General features: G+C 73.1%; 19 protein-coding genes. 6 read left to right on the forward strand and 13 right to left on the reverse strand.

Features of this window, described 5'->3' with window-relative positions; all coding sequences use genetic code 11:
- Positions 1–496, reverse strand: a 496-nt coding sequence (locus tag ABD106_RS08710) for a hypothetical protein (protein ID WP_343919440.1), incomplete at its 3' end; no start/stop codon positions are given.
- A 97-nt stretch (positions 497–593) separates the two neighbouring features.
- On the opposite strand from ABD106_RS08710, the gene ABD106_RS08715 reads away from it, so the two are divergent.
- Positions 594–2,177, forward strand: a complete 1,584-nt coding sequence (locus tag ABD106_RS08715) for a phytoene desaturase family protein (protein WP_343919442.1) — start codon at positions 594–596, stop codon at positions 2,175–2,177.
- Positions 2,178–2,188: 11 nt separating this feature from the next.
- Here the strand turns inward: ABD106_RS08715 and ABD106_RS08720 are convergent, their stop codons facing one another.
- Positions 2,189–2,734, reverse strand: a complete 546-nt coding sequence (locus ABD106_RS08720; RefSeq protein WP_343919444.1) for a thioesterase family protein — start codon at positions 2,732–2,734, stop codon at positions 2,189–2,191.
- A gap of 121 nt (positions 2,735–2,855) precedes the next feature.
- Here ABD106_RS08720 and trhO point away from each other — a divergent pair, with 121 nt between their 5' ends.
- Together trhO and ABD106_RS08730 are read left to right on the forward strand one after the other, a co-directional pair.
- On the forward strand, positions 2,856–3,719 hold the full coding sequence (trhO, locus tag ABD106_RS08725; RefSeq protein WP_343919446.1) for an oxygen-dependent tRNA uridine(34) hydroxylase TrhO: 864 nt from the start codon (positions 2,856–2,858) through the stop codon (positions 3,717–3,719).
- Between the two features lie 34 nt (positions 3,720–3,753).
- Positions 3,754–4,266 carry a GNAT family N-acetyltransferase gene (locus ABD106_RS08730; RefSeq protein ID WP_343919448.1) on the forward strand — a complete coding sequence of 171 codons (513 nt, stop codon included), beginning with the start codon at positions 3,754–3,756 and terminating at the stop codon, positions 4,264–4,266.
- A 66-nt stretch (positions 4,267–4,332) separates the two neighbouring features.
- Here ABD106_RS08730 and ABD106_RS08735 read toward each other — a convergent pair whose 3' ends face one another.
- The 5 genes from ABD106_RS08735 to yczE all read right to left on the reverse strand — a co-directional run bounded on the left by ABD106_RS08735 (position 4,333) and on the right by yczE (position 8,547).
- A complete protein-coding gene (locus ABD106_RS08735; RefSeq protein ID WP_343919450.1) occupies positions 4,333–4,458 on the reverse strand; it encodes a hypothetical protein in 126 nt (41 codons plus the stop codon).
- A 4-nt stretch (positions 4,459–4,462) separates the two neighbouring features.
- Positions 4,463–5,254 (reverse strand): histidine phosphatase family protein, encoded by a 792-nt coding sequence (locus ABD106_RS08740; RefSeq protein ID WP_343919452.1) that lies wholly within the window; start codon positions 5,252–5,254, stop codon positions 4,463–4,465.
- A complete protein-coding gene (locus ABD106_RS08745; protein ID WP_343919454.1) occupies positions 5,251–7,266 on the reverse strand; it encodes a bifunctional copper resistance protein CopD/cytochrome c oxidase assembly protein in 2,016 nt (671 codons plus the stop codon). The genes ABD106_RS08740 and ABD106_RS08745 overlap by 4 nt, the downstream gene beginning before the upstream one ends.
- 106 nt (positions 7,267–7,372) lie before the next feature.
- On the reverse strand, positions 7,373–7,657 hold the full coding sequence (locus ABD106_RS08750) for an HU family DNA-binding protein (RefSeq protein ID WP_343919456.1): 285 nt from the start codon (positions 7,655–7,657) through the stop codon (positions 7,373–7,375).
- A 185-nt stretch (positions 7,658–7,842) separates the two neighbouring features.
- Entirely contained in the window at positions 7,843–8,547 is a 705-nt protein-coding gene (gene yczE, locus ABD106_RS08755; RefSeq protein WP_343919458.1) for a membrane protein YczE, read from the reverse strand.
- A gap of 95 nt (positions 8,548–8,642) precedes the next feature.
- Here yczE and yczR point away from each other — a divergent pair, with 95 nt between their 5' ends.
- The 3 genes from yczR (at position 8,643) to ABD106_RS08770 (ending at position 12,809) form a co-directional block, all read left to right on the forward strand.
- Positions 8,643–10,049: a MocR-like transcription factor YczR gene (gene yczR / locus ABD106_RS08760; protein ID WP_343919460.1), complete on the forward strand. Its 1,407-nt coding sequence runs from the start codon at positions 8,643–8,645 to the stop codon at positions 10,047–10,049.
- A gap of 112 nt (positions 10,050–10,161) precedes the next feature.
- Positions 10,162–11,124, forward strand: a complete 963-nt coding sequence (locus ABD106_RS08765; RefSeq protein WP_343919462.1) for a TIGR03885 family FMN-dependent LLM class oxidoreductase — start codon at positions 10,162–10,164, stop codon at positions 11,122–11,124.
- Complete coding sequence (locus ABD106_RS08770; protein WP_343919464.1) at positions 11,121–12,809, forward strand: alpha-amylase family protein; 1,689 nt, start codon at positions 11,121–11,123, stop codon at positions 12,807–12,809. Before ABD106_RS08765 ends, ABD106_RS08770 begins: the two co-directional genes overlap by 4 nt.
- A 79-nt stretch (positions 12,810–12,888) precedes the next feature.
- Here the strand turns inward: ABD106_RS08770 and rpsN are convergent, their stop codons facing one another.
- The 6 genes from rpsN to ABD106_RS08800 form a co-directional block, all read right to left on the reverse strand.
- Positions 12,889–13,194 carry a 30S ribosomal protein S14 gene (gene rpsN, locus ABD106_RS08775; RefSeq protein ID WP_343919466.1) on the reverse strand — a complete coding sequence of 102 codons (306 nt, stop codon included), beginning with the start codon at positions 13,192–13,194 and terminating at the stop codon, positions 12,889–12,891.
- Positions 13,194–13,364: a 50S ribosomal protein L33 gene (rpmG, locus tag ABD106_RS08780; RefSeq protein ID WP_123696729.1), complete on the reverse strand. Its 171-nt coding sequence runs from the start codon at positions 13,362–13,364 to the stop codon at positions 13,194–13,196. The genes rpsN and rpmG overlap by 1 nt, the downstream gene beginning before the upstream one ends.
- Positions 13,364–13,600, reverse strand: a complete 237-nt coding sequence (gene rpmB, locus ABD106_RS08785; protein WP_343921028.1) for a 50S ribosomal protein L28 — start codon at positions 13,598–13,600, stop codon at positions 13,364–13,366. The genes rpmG and rpmB overlap by 1 nt, the downstream gene beginning before the upstream one ends.
- 174 nt (positions 13,601–13,774) lie before the next feature.
- Positions 13,775–14,725, reverse strand: coding sequence for a hypothetical protein (locus ABD106_RS08790; protein ID WP_343919471.1), 951 nt, complete (start codon positions 14,723–14,725; stop codon positions 13,775–13,777).
- Positions 14,726–14,786: 61 nt separating this feature from the next.
- Complete coding sequence (locus ABD106_RS08795; protein WP_343919473.1) at positions 14,787–15,224, reverse strand: Fur family transcriptional regulator; 438 nt, start codon at positions 15,222–15,224, stop codon at positions 14,787–14,789.
- Positions 15,221–16,109 (reverse strand): metal ABC transporter permease (locus ABD106_RS08800; protein WP_343919475.1); only part of this gene is annotated, 889 nt, incomplete at its 5' end. The genes ABD106_RS08795 and ABD106_RS08800, both read right to left, overlap by 4 nt.

Here is a 16,109-nt window from a genome sequence, read left to right on the forward strand (position 1 = left end):
GAGCGGATTCGGCCCGCGGAGCCGGAGCGGGCACCGGCGCCTCGGCGCGCGGCTCGTCCGGCGGCACGACCACGGGCGAGACGGTGTGGTGCTCGCGCACGGCGGCATCGCGCGCATCCGACGGCAGGATGTGGCTCGCGGCACGCAGCTCGGCCTGCAACTCGGACGCGTCCATCTGCACGGTCGGCACGTCGGCCACCTCGCGCGAGAGCGACCAGCCGGTCGCGGGCACGGTGGTGCGGTCGATCCCGGGCATCTCGACGGGCTCGTAGGGGTTGACGGCGGCGGCGAAGGTCGCGTCGTCGACCTCGAACGCGGGGAGCGAATCGGCCGCCCGGAAGACCGAGAGCGGATCGTCGTCGGCGCGCTGCTCGTCGACGACCTCGACGTCGTCCGTGGGCGGCGACGCCGGCTGGGCCGTCGCGTGCTCGGCGTCGGCGTGCGCGATGGCCTCGGCGATCAGGGCGTCGAAGTCGTCCCTGCGCTGGTCGCTCATGCCGCATATCGTATGCGTGCGGGCGCTCGATGCCGATGGACGCCGCGCGCTTGCGCGACCTCGGCCCGACGCATCCGCCGAGTCGGGAGGAAGCAGCATGCCACGCGTCGCCATCATCGGCGGGGGCCACAACGGCCTCACCGCCGCCGCCTACCTCGCCCGCGCCGGGGTCGAGGTGACGGTGCTCGAGCGCCTGCCGCACGTCGGCGGCGCCGCCGTCTCGGCCCAGGCGTTCGACGGGCTCGACGCGCGGCTGTCGCGCTACTCCTACCTCGTGAGCCTCCTGCCCGCGCAGATCATCGCCGACCTCGGCCTCGACGTGCGCCTCGCGCGGCGCCGCTACTCGTCGTACACGCCCGAGCCGGGCACCGACCGCGGCCTGCTCATCGACGCGGGGGACGAGGCCGCCTCGCGGGCGTCGTTCGCGGCGATCGGCGCCGCGGGCGACGCGGATGGATTCGCCCGCTTCTACGACCGCACCACCCGGCTCGCCGCCGCGCTCTTCCCGACGCTCACCGGCCCGCTGCCCACCCGCGAGGCGGCGCGCGCGGCCGTCGGCAGCGCATCCGCCTGGTCGGAGGTCGCCGACGCGCCCATCGCCGACGCGATCGAGCGTGCCGTCGCCCACGACCTCGTGCGCGGGGTGATCGCTACGGATGCGCTCATCGGCACCTTCGCGCGGCTCGACGATCCCGGCCTCGAGCAGAACCGCTGCCTGCTCTACCACGTGATCGGCGGCGGCACCGGCGACTGGGACGTGCCGATCGGCGGCATGGGTCAGGTCTCGGGCGAGCTCGAGATCGCCGCCCGGCAGGCCGGCGCGACCGTGCTCACGGGCGTCACCGTGACGCGCGTCACGCCCGACGGCGAGGTGACGTGGGAGGAGCGCATCGGCGGGCTCGCGACCGACGGCGAGGGGCTGCCGACGGGCACCGAGCTCACGGCGCAGTTCGACCTCGTGCTCTCGGCGGTCGCGCCGCACGTGCTGGGGCAGCTGCTGGGCGATGAGGCCGGTGCCGCGCCGCGGCCCGAGGGCGCGCAGGTGAAGGTCAACATGCTGCTCTCGCGGCTGCCGCGGCTGCGCGACGGCGTGAGCGCCGAGGCCGCGTTCGGCGGCACCTTCCACATCAACGAGGGCTACGCCCAGCTCGATCGCGCCTACGCCGAGGCCGTCGCCGGCCGCATCCCCGACCCGCTCCCCTGCGAGATCTACTGCCACTCGCTCACCGACCCGTCGATCCTCGGAGCGTCGCTGCGCGATTCCGGAGCGCAGACCCTCACCGTCTTCGGCCTGCACGTGCCCGACCGGCTGCTGACGCCCGAGACGAACGAGCGGATGCGCGGCGAGCTCGAGCGCGCGGTGATCGCGTCGCTCGACTCGGTGCTCGCCGAGCCGATCGAGCCACTGCTGCTCGAGGGCGCCCACGGGCCGGCGATCGAGACGAAGACGACGCTCGACATCGAGGAGGCGCTCGCGATGCCGGGCGGCAACATCTTCCACGGGCCGCTGTCGTGGCCGTGGCTCGAGCACGAGGCGGCCTCGATCGCCGAGACGTGGGGCGTCGAGACGGCGCATCCGCGCATCCTCATGGCCGGCTCCGGTGCGCGCCGGGGCGGCGCCGTCTCGGGCATCGGCGGGCACAACGCTGCGCACGCGGCGCTCGAGCTGCTGCGCCCGTAGCCGCACACGGGTCAGCGGGGGATGCGGCCGTTCCAGTCGGATGCGTGGGTCGCGCGAGCGGGCGGCAGCGCGTTGAGGCGCGCCCACTCGGCGACGCGCTCGTCGAGCTCGGGCAGGTGCACCTCGATGCTGGCCGCCTCGAGCACCTCGACGACGCGCGCGATCTTCGCCGTGCCGACGCCCCTCTCGATGAAGCGGCCCTGCACGACGCCGCGCGCGTGCAGCTCGCCGTCGACGACGAAGCGCTGCTGCAGGTAGATGGCGCGCTCATCGCCGCCCAGCACGGCCGTCTCGATGTCGAAGCGCTGCCACAGGTCGAGGCTGCGGCGGAACACCATCGACGACTGCCCGACGACCGCGTAGATCCCGGCCTTCGAGAGCGCCTCCGACATCCCCGTGCGGTTCGTCATGTCGACGCGCGCGAGGTCCATGTACGACGGGTAGCGGCCGTTGTTCATGTGCCCGAGGAAGTCGATGTCGCTCGGCAGCACCCGGAACGACGTCTTCGCGACGTCCCCGATCGCGAGCGCCGGCTTGCCCTTGCTCTTCACGGTCATCGCCATCAGCCACTGCAACCACATGTTCACGAGGAGCCATCCTGCCCGATGGGGCACGCGCATCCGCTCTCGCTTGGCGCTCTCGCACAACCGGGGCCCCGATCCCTGGGAGGATCGATGGATGCACAAGGTGCTGCTCTACTACCGCTTCACGCCGATCGCCGACCCCGAGGCGGTGCGGCTGTGGCAGCACGCGCTCGCGTCGTCGCTCGGGCTCACGGGCCGCATCCTCATCTCGCCGCACGGGATCAACGGCACCGTCGGCGGCGAGCTGGATGCGTGCAAGCGGTACGCGCGCGCCACGCGCGAGTACTCGGGGTTCGCGGGGCTCGACATCAAGTGGTCGACCGGCACGGGCGACGACTTCCCGCGGCTCACGGTGAAGGTGCGCGACGAGATCGTCACGTTCGGCGCGCCCGACGAGCTCCAGGTCGACGCGGACGGCGTGGTCGGCGGCGGCACGCACCTGCAGCCCGCCGAGCTGCACAAGCTCGTCGAGGAGCGCGACGACGTCGTCCTCTTCGACGGCCGCAACCGCTTCGAGGCCGACATCGGCCGCTTCCAGGGCGCGATCGTGCCCGACGTCGACACCACGCGCGACTTCGTCGAGCTGCTCGACTCGGGCGCCTACGACCACCTCAAGGACAAGCCGGTCGTCACGTACTGCACCGGCGGCGTGCGCTGCGAGGTGCTGTCGTCGCTCATGACGAAGCGCGGCTTCTCGGAGGTGTACCAGCTCGACGGCGGCATCGTCCGCTACGGCGAGACGTTCGGCAACGCGGGGCTGTGGGAGGGGTCGCTCTACGTCTTCGATGAGCGCCGGACGATGGACTTCGGCACCGGCGCCGCCGTGCTCGGCAGCTGCACGCGCTGCGGCGCCGCGACGAGCGGCATGGGCAACTGCGCGGACTGGTCGTGCCGCAAGCAGGTCACGACGTGCGAGGCGTGCGAGCCGGCGTGCGCCGCGCACGCGGACGCGGCCTGAGGCCGCTCGCAGACCCCGCCACTACGCTGACGCCATGGGCGACGGCGACACGCATGGTGACGGCATCGGTGATGGCGGCATCGGCATCCGGCGGGCGACGACCGCCGACGCCGCCGCGCTGCAGCCGCTGTTCGCCGCCCACCGCGGCGCCGACGAGCCCGACGAGAAGGTCGACCGCTACCGCGAGCGCCTCGACGCGCTCGTCGAGAACCCCGCGCACCACATCGTGGTCGCCGAGCTCGACGGCCGCGTGATCGGCTACGCCGCCGCGCAGGACTACGGGCCGGCCCCGCACCGCGACTGGTCGATCGCTCGCATGCACGACCTCTGGGTGTCGCCGGATGCGCGCGGCCACGGCGCCGGCACCGCGCTGTTCGAGGCGGTCCGGGAGTGGGCGCAGCTGCACACGCGCATCCGCGTGCTGGAGTGGCAGTCGCTCGACGTCGCGGCCGACTTCTACCGCAGGCTCGGGCTCGCGGGCGAGCGCGCCGACGACGACCCGCGTGCGCGGTACGAGCTCGAGGTGCACCTGCCCTCGCGCGACTGAGCGCGCTCAGCCCCGCGCGGGATCAGGCCCGAGCGCTACTGGCCCGAGTGCCACTGGCCCGAGCGGTCAGACCCGGCCGGTCGCCTTGTCGATCGCCATGCGTAGGACGACGCCGTGGGGGCGGACGGTCGCGAGGTGGGCGAAGAGCGGCTGGTCGGTGAGGTAGCGGTAGCGCGCGGGGATCGCGGTCATGCGCTCAGCCTCGCACGTCGGGCGCGAACGCCGTCTCCCCGAGTCCGTCGAGCTGCCAGACGAGCGTGCCGGCCGGAAGCGTGACGGTCGTGACCGAGCAGTTCGGCAGGATCGTGTCGGGCGTCAGCTCGGGCACGAGCTGCCGCAGCAGCGAGGTGATGAAGCCGCCATGCGAGACGACGAGCACCTGCGCCTCGTCGTCGCCCGGCACGGCGGATGCGGCGCGCACGATGCGCTCGAGCGCCGCGTCGGCGCGCACGACGATCTCGGCCGCCTGCTCCGCCTGGCCGCTCGCGTCGAGCTTCGCGATGGTGTCGAACAGGCCGCGCCAGCCGACCTGCTCGCCGATCGATCGCAGCGCGCTCAGCTCGCGGTCGACCTCGAAGCCGTGCTCGACGATCACCTCGCGCCAGACGTCGGCCGCAGGCCGCTCCTCGTGGCTGCCGAAGCTCCACTCGCGCAGCAGCTCGTCGTACTCGATCGCCGGCTTCGGCTGGAGGCGGGCGAGGATGCCCTCCGCCGTCGTGCGCGTGCGCTGCAGATCGGAGGAGAAGGCGAGGTCGAAGCGCTCGCTCGAGAGGCGCTCGGCGACCGCGGCGATCTGCTCGCGACCGCGCTGCGTGATCGGCGAGTCGGACCAGCCCTGCATGAGGTGGTTGGTGTTGTGCTCGGTCTCGGCGTGCCGCACGATGCGCAGCCGCAGCGCGCGCCCCTCGGCGAAGGCGGCGAGCTCCTCCGGCAGGCGCTGCTCGCCGCGCTCGGCCGCATCGCGCATCCGGTCGGTCGTGTCGTTCATCGCTTCCCCATCCGCTCGAGCATGTCGTTGTAGGCGTTGAGCTCGGCGTCGCCGTCGCGCACGGCGGCGCGGTCGGTGCGCCGCTGCTCGCGCTTGTCGCTGCGCCACCAGAGCACGACGGTGACCATCGCGAGGATGACCGTCGGGATCTCGCCGATCGACCACGCGATGCCGCCGCCGACGCGCTGGTCCTCGAGCGCGTCGACGCCGTTGCCCATCGCGCCGAACCAGTCGGCGAGCAGCAGCGCGTCGCCCGTCATGAGCGTGAGGCCGAAGAAGGCGTGGAAGACCATCGCGCCGAGCAGCAGCACGAGCCGCAGGGCGTACGGGGGGCGCGCGGGCCCCGGGTCGATGCCGATGATGGCCTGCACGAACAGGTAGCCGGAGCCGACGAAGTGCACGACCATCCACACGTGGCCGAGGTGATCGTCCATCGACCACTCGAACAGCGGCGTGTAGTAGAAGACCCACAGGCTCGCGACGAACAGCCCCGCCGAGATGAGCGGCGAGCTGAGCACCTCCATGTACTTCGAGTGCACGATCGCCATGAGCCACTCGCGGCCGCCGCGCGAGCCGTCGCGGCGTCGGCGGATCGCGCGCATCGCGAGCGTGATCGGCGCGCCCGGCACGAGCAGCACCGGCACCGCCATGCCGAGCAGCATGTGCACGAGCATGTGGAGCGAGAACTGGAACTCCTGGTAGAGGTTGAGCGCACCGCTCGTGCACCACCACAGCAGCGCGACGCCCGCGAGCCACGAGATCGTGCGCCCGACCGGCCACCGGTCGCCGCGGCGCGCGAGCCGCACGACGCCGGCGATGTAGAAGAACGCGAACATCGCGCAGATCACGGTCCAGAGCGGGTCGAGCGCCCACTGGTCGACGAGCCGCGCGGGCTCGAACGTCGGCGGCAGCGGCCGCCCCGTGAGGATCTCGGCGGGCGTCGCCTCGGTGCCCGGCGGCACCTCGGGCACCGGCGTCGGCGTGCGGGCGAGGCCGGCTGCGACGCCGGCGGTGACGCCCATGACGGTGAGCTCGAGCGCGAGCAGCAGCGCGATCGCGCGGCCCGGCATGCGCGGGGCGGGCGCCTGCCGCGAGGCGCCGCCCGTCGTCGCCGGCGCGAGCATGCGCATCCGCTGCCACGCGCCGAAGGCGCCGAGCACGACGAGCAGCGCCGCCTTCGTGAGCGAGAGGATGCCGTACTCGCTGAACCAGTCGCCCTCCATGCGCACCCACGCCGAGACGATGCCCGAGAACGCGACCACGAGGAAGCTCGCGAGCGCGAGCGAGGAGTAGCGCAGCAGCACGTCGCCGTAGGCGGCGTCGGGCGCGGCCGCGTCGGCCGGGGCGTCGGCGGCGGCGATCGCGTCGCGACCGCGGGCGAGCAGGCCGACGTGGAGGAGCCCGCCGAGCCAGATCGAGACGAAGAGCAGGTGCAGCAGCAGCGACGACACCGCGAGCGTGTGGTTGGCGGTGCCGCCGGCGTGGCCGCCCGAGGCGATGAGCCAGAACGGCACGGCCCAGAGCGCGACCGTGAAGCCCGCCGCGACCGGGCTGCGGGCGACGAGCAGCAGCACCGTGAGTAGCGCGAGCGAGAGCAGGGTGCCGAGCAGCAGCCTGCCCGTCTCGACCTCGACGAAGAAGAACTGCAGCAGCTCGCCGAAGTCGTTGGTCGCGGTGACCGGGCTCGACACGACCTGCCGGAACGAGCCGAAGGCGATGAAGCCCTGCGCGACCGTGGCGATGCCGGCGGATGCTGCGGCCACGTCGAGCGTGCGGTGCCAGTCGCGGCTGCGGGGCACGAGCGCGAAGCAGGCGAGCACGATGCCGCCGAACGCGGCGGCGATCGCGACGTTGCGCAGCATCGAGGCCATGGGCACGCCGTAGCGGACGGCCGGGCCCGGGTCCTGGAGCGTCGGCGCGGCCGCGCCGCCGCCGAACTCGAGCGCCGCCCACGTGGCTGCCAGCCCCGCGAGGATCGCGAGCGCCGGCGCGAGGAGACGGATGCGCTGCACCCGACCAGGGTAGTCGCCGCCCCTATGGGCGAGGCCTGGTGCCCCGGCAAGGCAGGAGGGGCCCCGCCTTGCGGCGGAGCCCCTCCTGGTGCTGCGGTGGTGGGAACTACTTGACGGCAGCCTTGAGCTTCGAGCCGGCCGTCAGCTTGACGCGGTGGCCCGCGGCGATCTGGATCTCGGCACCCGTCTGCGGGTTGCGGCCCGTGCGAGCGGCGGTCTCGGTGCGCTCGGCGCTGAAGAAGCCGGGGATCGAGACCTTGTCGCCAGCGGCGACGGCCGCCGAGACCTCGTCGAACAGCGCGTCGAGCACTGCGGTGACCTTGGCCTGCGAGAGGTCGGTCGTCGCTGCGATCTTCGAAGCAAGGGTGGTCTTGTTGATGGTCTCAGCCATGATGTCCTCCTGATGGTGGCATGTCCGTCCCGCCTGGGGCGGGCATCCGTCGGTGCCCGATGGGGCTCCGACCAACCCCGAACGTAGCCCCGCCGCCCCGCAACCGGCGGCAGATCTCGGCCGACACGCCGCAGTTTCCGCGGTTTTCCGCGCTTCGCGAACGGATTCGGGGCTGCGGGCGGCGCTCAGCGGCCGGTGAGGTGCGCCACGCGCGCCTCGCGGCGACGCGTGAAGATGGGGAGGAACAGCCCGATGAGCGGGCCGATGCCGAACGCGAAGATGACGGTACCGACCCCCACGGGGCCGCCCAGCAGCCAGCCGATGAGCAGCGCCGTGCCCTCGATGAGGGTGCGCACGATCCACACCGGCCAACCGGTGATCCCGACGAGCCCGGTCATGAGGCCGTCGCGCGGACCGGGGCCGAGCTGCGCCGCGATGTAGATGCCGGTCGCGAGCGCGAGCAGCACCATGCTGCCCGCGAGCAGCAGCGCTTGCGCCCACAGCGCATCCGCCGCGGGGATGAGCAGCAGGCCGAGGTCGGCCGAGGGGCCGACGAGCAGGGCGTTCGCGAGCGTGCCGATGCCCGGTCGCTGGCGCAGCGGGATCCAGACGAGCAGCACGAGCCCCGAGACCACGATCGTCGCCGTGCCGTAGCTCATGGGCAGGTGCGACGCGATGCCGAGCGAGAGCACGTCCCACGGGCCGACGCCGAGGTCGGCGCGGATGAGCATCGCGAGCGCGATGCCGTAGAGGAAGAGGCCGACGAGCAGCTGCACGACGCGCGCCGTCGTGTCGGCGGGACCGAGCGAGCCGATGGGGAGGAGCAGGCGTCGGATGCGCGGCGCGCTCGTGCTCGTCGCCTGCGGGGTGCTCAGTGGTCCGGTCGTCACTGCTCCATTCCATCGCACGCGGCATGCCGGGGATGCGGGCCACTCCCCGGCAAGTGGCTCGGCGAGAGCAGTCCACTGGCGGGCAGAATGGGCGCATGGCATCCCGGCTCGGCACCCAGCTCGGCGAGTGGCGCGCGACGACCGCGGTCGCGCAATCGCTCGCCGACCGCATCCGCATGCTGCTGCTCGACGGCCGCATCACCGTCGGCGAGCGGCTGCCGAGCGAGCGAGCGCTCGCCGCCGAGCTGGGCCGCTCCCGCGCGACCATCGCGCGCGCCTACGAGCTGCTCGAGGCGCGCGGCTACGTCGTGCGCACCCACGGCTCCGGCACCCGGGCCTCGCTGCCCGCGCGGCGCATCCAGCGACCGGCCGCCGCGGGCGACGACGTCATCGACCTCACGATCGCGTCGGTCGGCTCCGCGCCCGGCCTGCACGCCGCGACCGTGCGCGCCCTCGACCGGCTCGCCGGGCTGCTCGGCACGCCCGGCTACTCGCTCGACGGACTGCCCGAGCTGCGCGCGCGCATCGCCGAGCGCTACACCGAGCGAGGGCTCCCGACCGATCCCGAGCAGATCATGGTGACGAGCGGCGCGATGCACGCGCTCACCGTCGTGCTCGCGGCGTTCGGCGAGCGCGGTCGCGCCGCGGTCGTCGAGCAGCCGAGCTTCCCGCACGCGATGGATGCGCTGCGCCGCACCGGCCACCGGCTCGTGCCGACCCCCGTGACGCCCGACGCGGGGTGGGACGCGAACCACCTCGTCGAGTCGCTGCGCTCGCAGCGGCCCGCGCTCGCCTACCTCATCGCCGACTTCCACAACCCGACCGGCGCGACGATGCCCGAGCTCGAGCGCGCCCGCCTCGCTGCCGTCGCGCGCGCGACCGGCACGCTGCTCGTCGTCGACGAGACGTGCGCCGAGCTCGACATCGACCGCGGCTGGACGCCGCGCCCCTTCGCCGCGCACGGCCCCGCGATCCTCATCGGCTCGATGTCGAAGATCGCGTGGGGCGGGCTGCGGATCGGCTGGATCCGCGCCGAGCGCGAGCAGGTCGCCGCGCTGCTCGGCGCTCGGCCGTCGATCGACCTCGGCACGCCGCTGCTCGAGCAGTGCATCGCCATCGAGCTGCTCGATGAGATGGACGCGCTGCTCGCCCGCACGACCGAGCGGCTGCGCGAGGGGCGCGCGGCCGTCGCCGACGGGCTCGCCGCCCACCTGCCGGGCGTCGCGATGCCGCCGATGCCGGGCGGGCTCGCGGCGTGGGTCGACCTCGGCGGTCCGTGGTCGACCGCCCTCTCCCTCGGCGCGCGCGATCGCGGCCTGCTGCTGCCGCCCGGGCCCCGCTTCTCGGCGTCGGGCGTGCTCGACCGGTTCGCGCGCATCCCCATCACGTGGGAGCCCGAGCTCACCGCCGAGGCGATGGCGCGCCTCGGCGCCGCCTGGCGCGCGCTCCACGCGGGCGAGCTGCCGTCCGCCACGCGCATGGCCAGCACCGCCGTCGTGTGACCTCCTTCGGGCAGTCGGCAGCGCGAGGGGATGATGCCCTCGCGGTGCCGAGAGGCCGGTCGAGACCGCGGTGCCCTTGACGGGTGGCCGCATCCGCGCTTCGGTAAGGCGCATGTCTGTCATCGGCTTCCACTGCTCGCACGAGCAGATCCCGCCCTCCACGCTCCTGCGAGACGTGATCCACGCGCACGAGGCCGGCTTCCACGCGGCGATGTGCTCCGACCACCTCGCGCCGTGGCTCGACGCGCAGGGCCACAGCGGCTTCGCGCTCTCGTGGCTCGGGGCGGCGCTCGCCTCCACGCCCCTGCGCTTCGGTGTCGTCCACGCGACCGGGCAGCGCTACCACCCCGTCATCACCGCGCAGGCGATCGCGACCCTCGGCGAGATGTTCCCCGGCCGGTTCTGGGCGGCGCTCGGCTCGGGCGAGAACATGAACGAGCACGTGACCGGCGACCCGTGGCCCGACAAGCCCACTCGCGAGCGCCGCCTCGTCGAGTCGGTCGACGTCATCCGCCGGCTGCTCGCCGGCGAGGAGGTGTCGCACGAGGGCACCTTCACCGTCGACCGCGCGCGCGTCTGGTCGCTGCCCGCCACCCCGCCCCCGCTCATCGGCGCCTCGGTCACACCCGAGTCGGCGGCTCGGCACGCGGCGTGGGCGGATGGGTTCATCACCGTCGCGGGCGACACCGCGGCGCTGCGCGACGTCGTCGGCGCCTACCGCGACGCGGGCGGCCGCGGCCCGGTCGCGGCGCAGCTGCACCTGTCGTGGGCGCCCGACGAGGCGGAGGCGCTCGCCATCGCGCGCGAGCAGTGGCGCAGCGGCACGCTCTCGCCGCCCGAGACGTGGGACCTCGCGTTCCCCGACGACTTCGACCGGCGCACGGTCGACGCGACCGAGGAGCAGCTCCGGAAGGCGGTGACGGTCTCGAGCGACCTCGGCGCGCATCGAGCGCGCATCGCCGAGATCCTCGAGGTCGTCGACGAGATCTACCTCCACCACGTCGGGCAGCAGCAGACCGCCTTCATCGACGCGTTCGGCGAGCACGTGCTCCCCGCGGTCGCGGGTGCGCGATGAGCCCGCGCCCGATCGAGGCCGCCGACAGCTGGTGGCGCAACTCGGTGCTCTACTGCCTCGACGTGCAGGTGTTCCAGGACTCCGACGGCGACGGGGTGGGCGACTTCCAGGGGCTCGTGTCGCGCATCCACACCCTCGCCGACCTCGGCGTCACGTGCTTGTGGCTCATGCCGTTCTTCCCGACCGCCGACCGCGACGACGGCTACGACATCACCGACTTCTTCGGGGTGGATCCGCGGCTCGGCACGCTCGGCGACCTCGTCGAGGTGATCCGGGTCGCGCGCGCGCAGGGCATGCGCGTGATCGTCGACTTCGTCATGAACCACACCTCGGCCGATCACCCGTGGTTCCGCTCCGCCCGCTCGTCGCGCACCTCGCCGCACCGCGACTGGTACGTGTGGCGCGATGCCCCGCCCGCGGTGCAGGACGCGCCGGTCTTCCCGGGCGAGGAGGACTCGACCTGGACCGAGGATCCCCGCACGGGCCAGTGGTACCTGCACCACTTCCGCGCGCACCAGCCCGACCTCAACATCGCGCATCCGCCCGTGCAGGAGCAGATCGAGCGCAACCTCGGGCTGTGGCTCGAGCTGGGCGTCTCGGGGTTCCGGGTCGACGCGGTGCCGTTCCTCTTCAGCAGCGCGCCCGCGCACGGCACCGAGACGACCGGCGCCGCGCCCGACTATCGGGGCGCCGACCACTTGCGCGCGATCCAGCGCTTCGTCTCGCGCCGCAACGGCGACGCGATGCTGCTCGGCGAGGTCAACCTGCCGCACGAGGAGCAGCTGCAGTGGTTCGAGGCGGAGGGCGACGCGAACGGCCTGCACCTGCAGTTCGACTTCGTCTCGATGCAGCAGCTGTTCCTCTCGCTCGCGCGGAAGGACGCGCGGCCGCTCGCGAACGCGCTGCGCGACCGGCCGGAGCTGCCGCCCGCGAGCCAGTGGGCGAACTTCGTGCGCAACCACGACGAGCTCACCCTCGACAAGCTCGCCCCCGACGAGCTCGAGGAGGTGTTCGAGGCGTTCGCGCCCGACGAGGGGATGCGGCTCTACGGCCGCGGGATCCGGCGGCGGTTGCCGACGATGCTCGGCGACGAGCGCGCGGTGCGGCTCGTCTACACGCTCATGTTCTCGCTGCCCGGCTGCCCGGTGCTCTTCTACGGCGAGGAGATCGGCATGGGCGAGGAGCTCGAGGTCGAGGGCCGCTACGCGGTGCGCACGCCGATGCAGTGGGAGCCGGATGCGAGCGGCGGGTTCTCGACGGCGCCGCAGGGCCGCTGGTCGCGGCCCATGCCCGGAGGGGACTTCGGCCCGCAGCGCGTGAACGTCGCCGACCAGCAGCGGGATCCGACGTCGCTGTGGCGGCACATCCAGCGGCTCACCGACCTCTACCGCGGCAACCCCGAGCTCGCGTGGTCGGCGCTCGAGGTGATCGGCGTGCGGCAGCGCTCGGTGCTCGCGCACGTGTGCCGCGGTCGCGAGTGGACGATGCTCGCGCTGCACAACCTCGGCGACGATCGGACGGCCGTGAAGCTCGAGCTCGCCTCCGAGGACGGGCCCGTGACGTTCGTCGACCGGTTCGATCGCTCGACCATGACGGTCGAGGGGCGGCTCGAGATCGAGCTCGATCCCTACGGCTGGCGGTGGCTCGAGGTCACGCCGCCCGACGCGATCATCCGGCGCGTGTAGCGGCAACCGGCGGGCGCATCCGCCCGGGAACGACGAAGCCCCCGACCTCGCGGTCGGGGGCTTCGAGCGAGTCAGGTGCTTACCAGCTCGACTTGGTCACGCCGGGCAGCTCGCCCCGGTGCGCCATGTCGCGGAAGCGGACGCGCGAGATGCCGAACGCGCCGACGTGGCCGCGGGGGCGGCCGTCGATCGCGTCGCGCTTGCGCACGCGCACCGGCGAAGCGTTGCGGGGCAGCTTCTGCAGCCCGATGCGAGCGGCCTCGCGCTCCTCATCGGTGCTCTTGGGGTCGACGAGCGCCTTCTTGAGCGCGGCGCGCTTCTCGGCGTAGCGGGCGACGATGATCTTCCGCTGCTCGTTCTTGGCGATCATGCTCTTCTTGGCCATTACCGCTCCTCTCGGAACTCGACGTGCTGACGCACGATGGGGTCGTACTTCTTCAGCACAAGTCGGTCGGGGTTGTTGCGACGGTTCTTCTTCGTCACGTAGGTGTAGCCGGTGCCCGCGGTGGAGCGGAGCTTGATGATCGGACGGACGTCCTGGGACTTCTTCGCCATCAGAGCTTCACCCCTCGGGACTGCATGTCACGGACGACGGCCTCGATGCCACGGGCATCGATGACCTTCATGCCCTTGGCCGAGACGTTGAGCGTCACGTTGCGCTTGAGCGACGGGACGAAATAGGTCTTGCGCTGCACGTTCGGGTCGAAGCGTCGCTTCGTGCGCCTGTGCGAGTGCGAGATGTTGTGTCCGAAGCCGGGAACGGCTCCGGTCACCTGGCATACGGCTGCCATCGGTGCCTCCATGTGGTTACCGTGGGCCGAGGCCCACCCAAGATCACTTGCCTGCGCACGCTGAACCCGATCCTTGCGGGGTGGGAGGCACGTGCGCGATGCGGCCGGGGCCGCACCAAAGAGCAATCCTACGCCATTGGGCGGCCGCGCGGCAATGCCGACGTGGGATGCGGCTCAGCGACTGGGCGGGAAGACCGGCTGGCCGTCGGGTCCCATCGGCAGCGGCGTGCCGTCGGCGTAGGTCGGCCACGGCAGCAGGCCGCTCGACTGCTGCTGGCTCGGCTGTGCAGGCAGCGGCTGGGCCGGCTGCTGCTGCTGGCCGGGCCACTGCGTCGCCGGCTGCGCGGGCCACGGCTGCGCGTGCTCGCCGCGAGCCTCCGCCTCCTGCCAGTCGATGTTGCGGCGGTTCCAGTAGAGGAGCACGGTGATCGAGGCGGCGAGCGCCGTCACCACGATCGCGGCGACGGTCGCGCGCCAGTACCACTCGCCCACGTCGATGCCGAAGGCATCGATCGCGAAGTGCAGCGTCAGGAGCACGCCGACGAGGCCGAGCAGGATCGCCGCGATGAGACCGATGACGCGCGCCATCGACGCGCGGCCGCGGTTGCCGAGCAGGATGAGGCCCCACGCGCCCGCCGCGGCGGCGCGCACCACCAGGATCGTCAGCAGCACGATGCCGAGCAGCTCGGCGAAGAGGAAGTCGTCCTCCCAGGGCTCGCGGTCGACGGCGCCCGTGCCGTTCATCCAGATGGAGATCATGAGCACGGCGAGCAGGTAGACGTTCGCGGCGACGCCGATGATGAGCGGCGTCGCGGAGCGGCGCGCGAGCACGAGGTCGAGCGCGAGCAGCGCCGTGAAGGCGAGGAACACGACGACAGTCCAGACGACGCGCGACGCCTGGCTCTCGAAGTCACCGACGAAGATGAGCACGACCGTGATGATCGTGACGATCGCCAGCAGGCAGATGCCGACGAAGAGCACCGGCTGGATGCCGAGGATGCGGCGCGGGGCCGCGGTCGCGCGCGTCTGGGGCGCGGGCTGCGACTGCAGCGGCGCTCGCCGCTGGGTGTCGGCGGGGACGCTCGGGGGCTGCTGCGCACCGTAGGCGCTCGAGGAGTTGCTCACGGGGTCAGTCTCACAGCAACCGCCCCGATCGCGCGACGGTGATGGTGCACCCCGTGGACGGTCAGCGCTGGGCCGCGCACACCGCGCACAGGCCGAAGACGTCGACGACGTGCTCGATCTCGACGAAGCCGTGCGCCGCGGCCACCTGCCCAGCCCACCGCTCGACGGCGGCCGCCTCGAGCTCGACCGTGCGGCCGCAGCGACGGCAGATCAGGTGGTGGTGGTGCGAGGGGGTGCAGGCGCGGTAGAGCGCCTCCCCGCCCGACTGCAGCGCATCCGCCTCGCCGTCCTCCGCGAGCGTCGCGAGCGCGCGGTAGACGGTCGCGAGCCCCACGGTCGAGCCCGCTTGGCGCATCGACTGGTGCAGCGCCTGCGCCGAGACGAACTCGGCGCTCGCCTCGAGCGCCTCGCGCACGGCCTCGCGCTGCTTCGTCGTGCGGCGCGGGATGGGCTCGGGCTGCGCGAGCGCCGCGTCGTGGATGGGGTCGGTGTGGGTCATGGTGTCTCCGCTCCGATCGTCCCACGGACGCGCGGTGCCGGTGCCGGGCGGCGGTCTCGCGGTCCACCGACGATCCACGCGGCGCCGTAGAGCAGCGCGGCGACGAGCGCGATCGCGCCGCCCGCGGCGATGTCGAGCCAGCGGGAGGCGAGCAGGCCGACGACGCCCGACGCGATGCCGACGACGGGGGCGAGCACGAGCATCCAGCGCCAGTCGCGCACGACGAGCCGCGCGGCGGCCGCCGGGGCGACGATGAGCGCGACGCCGAGGATCGCCCCCACGACCGGCATGATCGCGACGACCGTCGCGGCGATGAGCGCGAGCGACAGCGCCTCCGGCACCCACGGCGCGAGCCCGGCTCGGCGATAGCCGCGCTCGTCGACGCTCGAGAAGACGAGGTGGCGGCCCGCGAGCGCCCAGACGGCGGCGGCGACCACGAGCAGCGCGGCCGTGAGCGCGATGTCGGCGCCCGTGACGGCGAGCACCTGCCCGACGAGGAACGACTCGACATCGATCGGGAGCGGCGCGAGCGACTGCAGCAGGGCGCCGAGCGCGAATCCCGCGGTGAGCATGACGCCGGATGCGACGGCCGGTCCCTGGGAGCGGATGCGCCCGATGCCGACCGCGACGGCGATGAGCGCCACGGCGGCGACCGCCGCGCCGAGCGGCACCGAGACGCCGAGCATCGCCGCGGCGACCGCGCCGGGGAAGGTCGCGTGCGTGAGCGACATCGTGAAGAACGCCCGCTCGCGCAGCACGACGAGCACCCCGACGACGCCGGCGAGCGCGCCCGCGAGCACCACCTCGAGCATCGCGAGGCCGAAGAAGTCGAGCTGTGGCATCAGCGCCCGCCCGCCGCTCGGTCGGCCGACGCTGCGGCGGCCG

The organism is Agrococcus citreus, assembly GCF_039527715.1.
Classification (GTDB): Bacteria; Actinomycetota; Actinomycetes; order Actinomycetales; family Microbacteriaceae; genus Agrococcus; species Agrococcus citreus.

What these genes read in the sequence shown, in the direction of transcription:
- ABD106_RS08715 (WP_343919442.1), top strand. Translation starts at nt 594, where the DNA reads ATGCCACGCGTCGCCATCATCGGCGGGGGCCACAACGGCCTCACCGCC.
- ABD106_RS08720 (WP_343919444.1), bottom strand. Translation starts at nt 2,734, where the DNA reads ATGACCGTGAAGAGCAAGGGCAAGCCGGCGCTCGCGATCGGGGACGTC.
- trhO (WP_343919446.1), top strand. Translation starts at nt 2,856, where the DNA reads ATGCACAAGGTGCTGCTCTACTACCGCTTCACGCCGATCGCCGACCCC.
- ABD106_RS08730 (WP_343919448.1), top strand. Translation starts at nt 3,754, where the DNA reads ATGGGCGACGGCGACACGCATGGTGACGGCATCGGTGATGGCGGCATC.
- ABD106_RS08735 (WP_343919450.1), bottom strand. Translation starts at nt 4,458, where the DNA reads ATGACCGCGATCCCCGCGCGCTACCGCTACCTCACCGACCAGCCGCTC.
- ABD106_RS08740 (WP_343919452.1), bottom strand. Translation starts at nt 5,254, where the DNA reads ATGAACGACACGACCGACCGGATGCGCGATGCGGCCGAGCGCGGCGAG.
- ABD106_RS08750 (WP_343919456.1), bottom strand. Translation starts at nt 7,657, where the DNA reads ATGGCTGAGACCATCAACAAGACCACCCTTGCTTCGAAGATCGCAGCG.
- yczR (WP_343919460.1), top strand. Translation starts at nt 8,643, where the DNA reads ATGGCATCCCGGCTCGGCACCCAGCTCGGCGAGTGGCGCGCGACGACC.
- ABD106_RS08765 (WP_343919462.1), top strand. Translation starts at nt 10,162, where the DNA reads ATGTCTGTCATCGGCTTCCACTGCTCGCACGAGCAGATCCCGCCCTCC.
- ABD106_RS08770 (WP_343919464.1), top strand. Translation starts at nt 11,121, where the DNA reads ATGAGCCCGCGCCCGATCGAGGCCGCCGACAGCTGGTGGCGCAACTCG.
- rpsN (WP_343919466.1), bottom strand. Translation starts at nt 13,194, where the DNA reads ATGGCCAAGAAGAGCATGATCGCCAAGAACGAGCAGCGGAAGATCATC.
- rpmG (WP_123696729.1), bottom strand. Translation starts at nt 13,364, where the DNA reads ATGGCGAAGAAGTCCCAGGACGTCCGTCCGATCATCAAGCTCCGCTCC.
- rpmB (WP_343921028.1), bottom strand. Translation starts at nt 13,600, where the DNA reads ATGGCAGCCGTATGCCAGGTGACCGGAGCCGTTCCCGGCTTCGGACAC.
- ABD106_RS08795 (WP_343919473.1), bottom strand. Translation starts at nt 15,224, where the DNA reads ATGACCCACACCGACCCCATCCACGACGCGGCGCTCGCGCAGCCCGAG.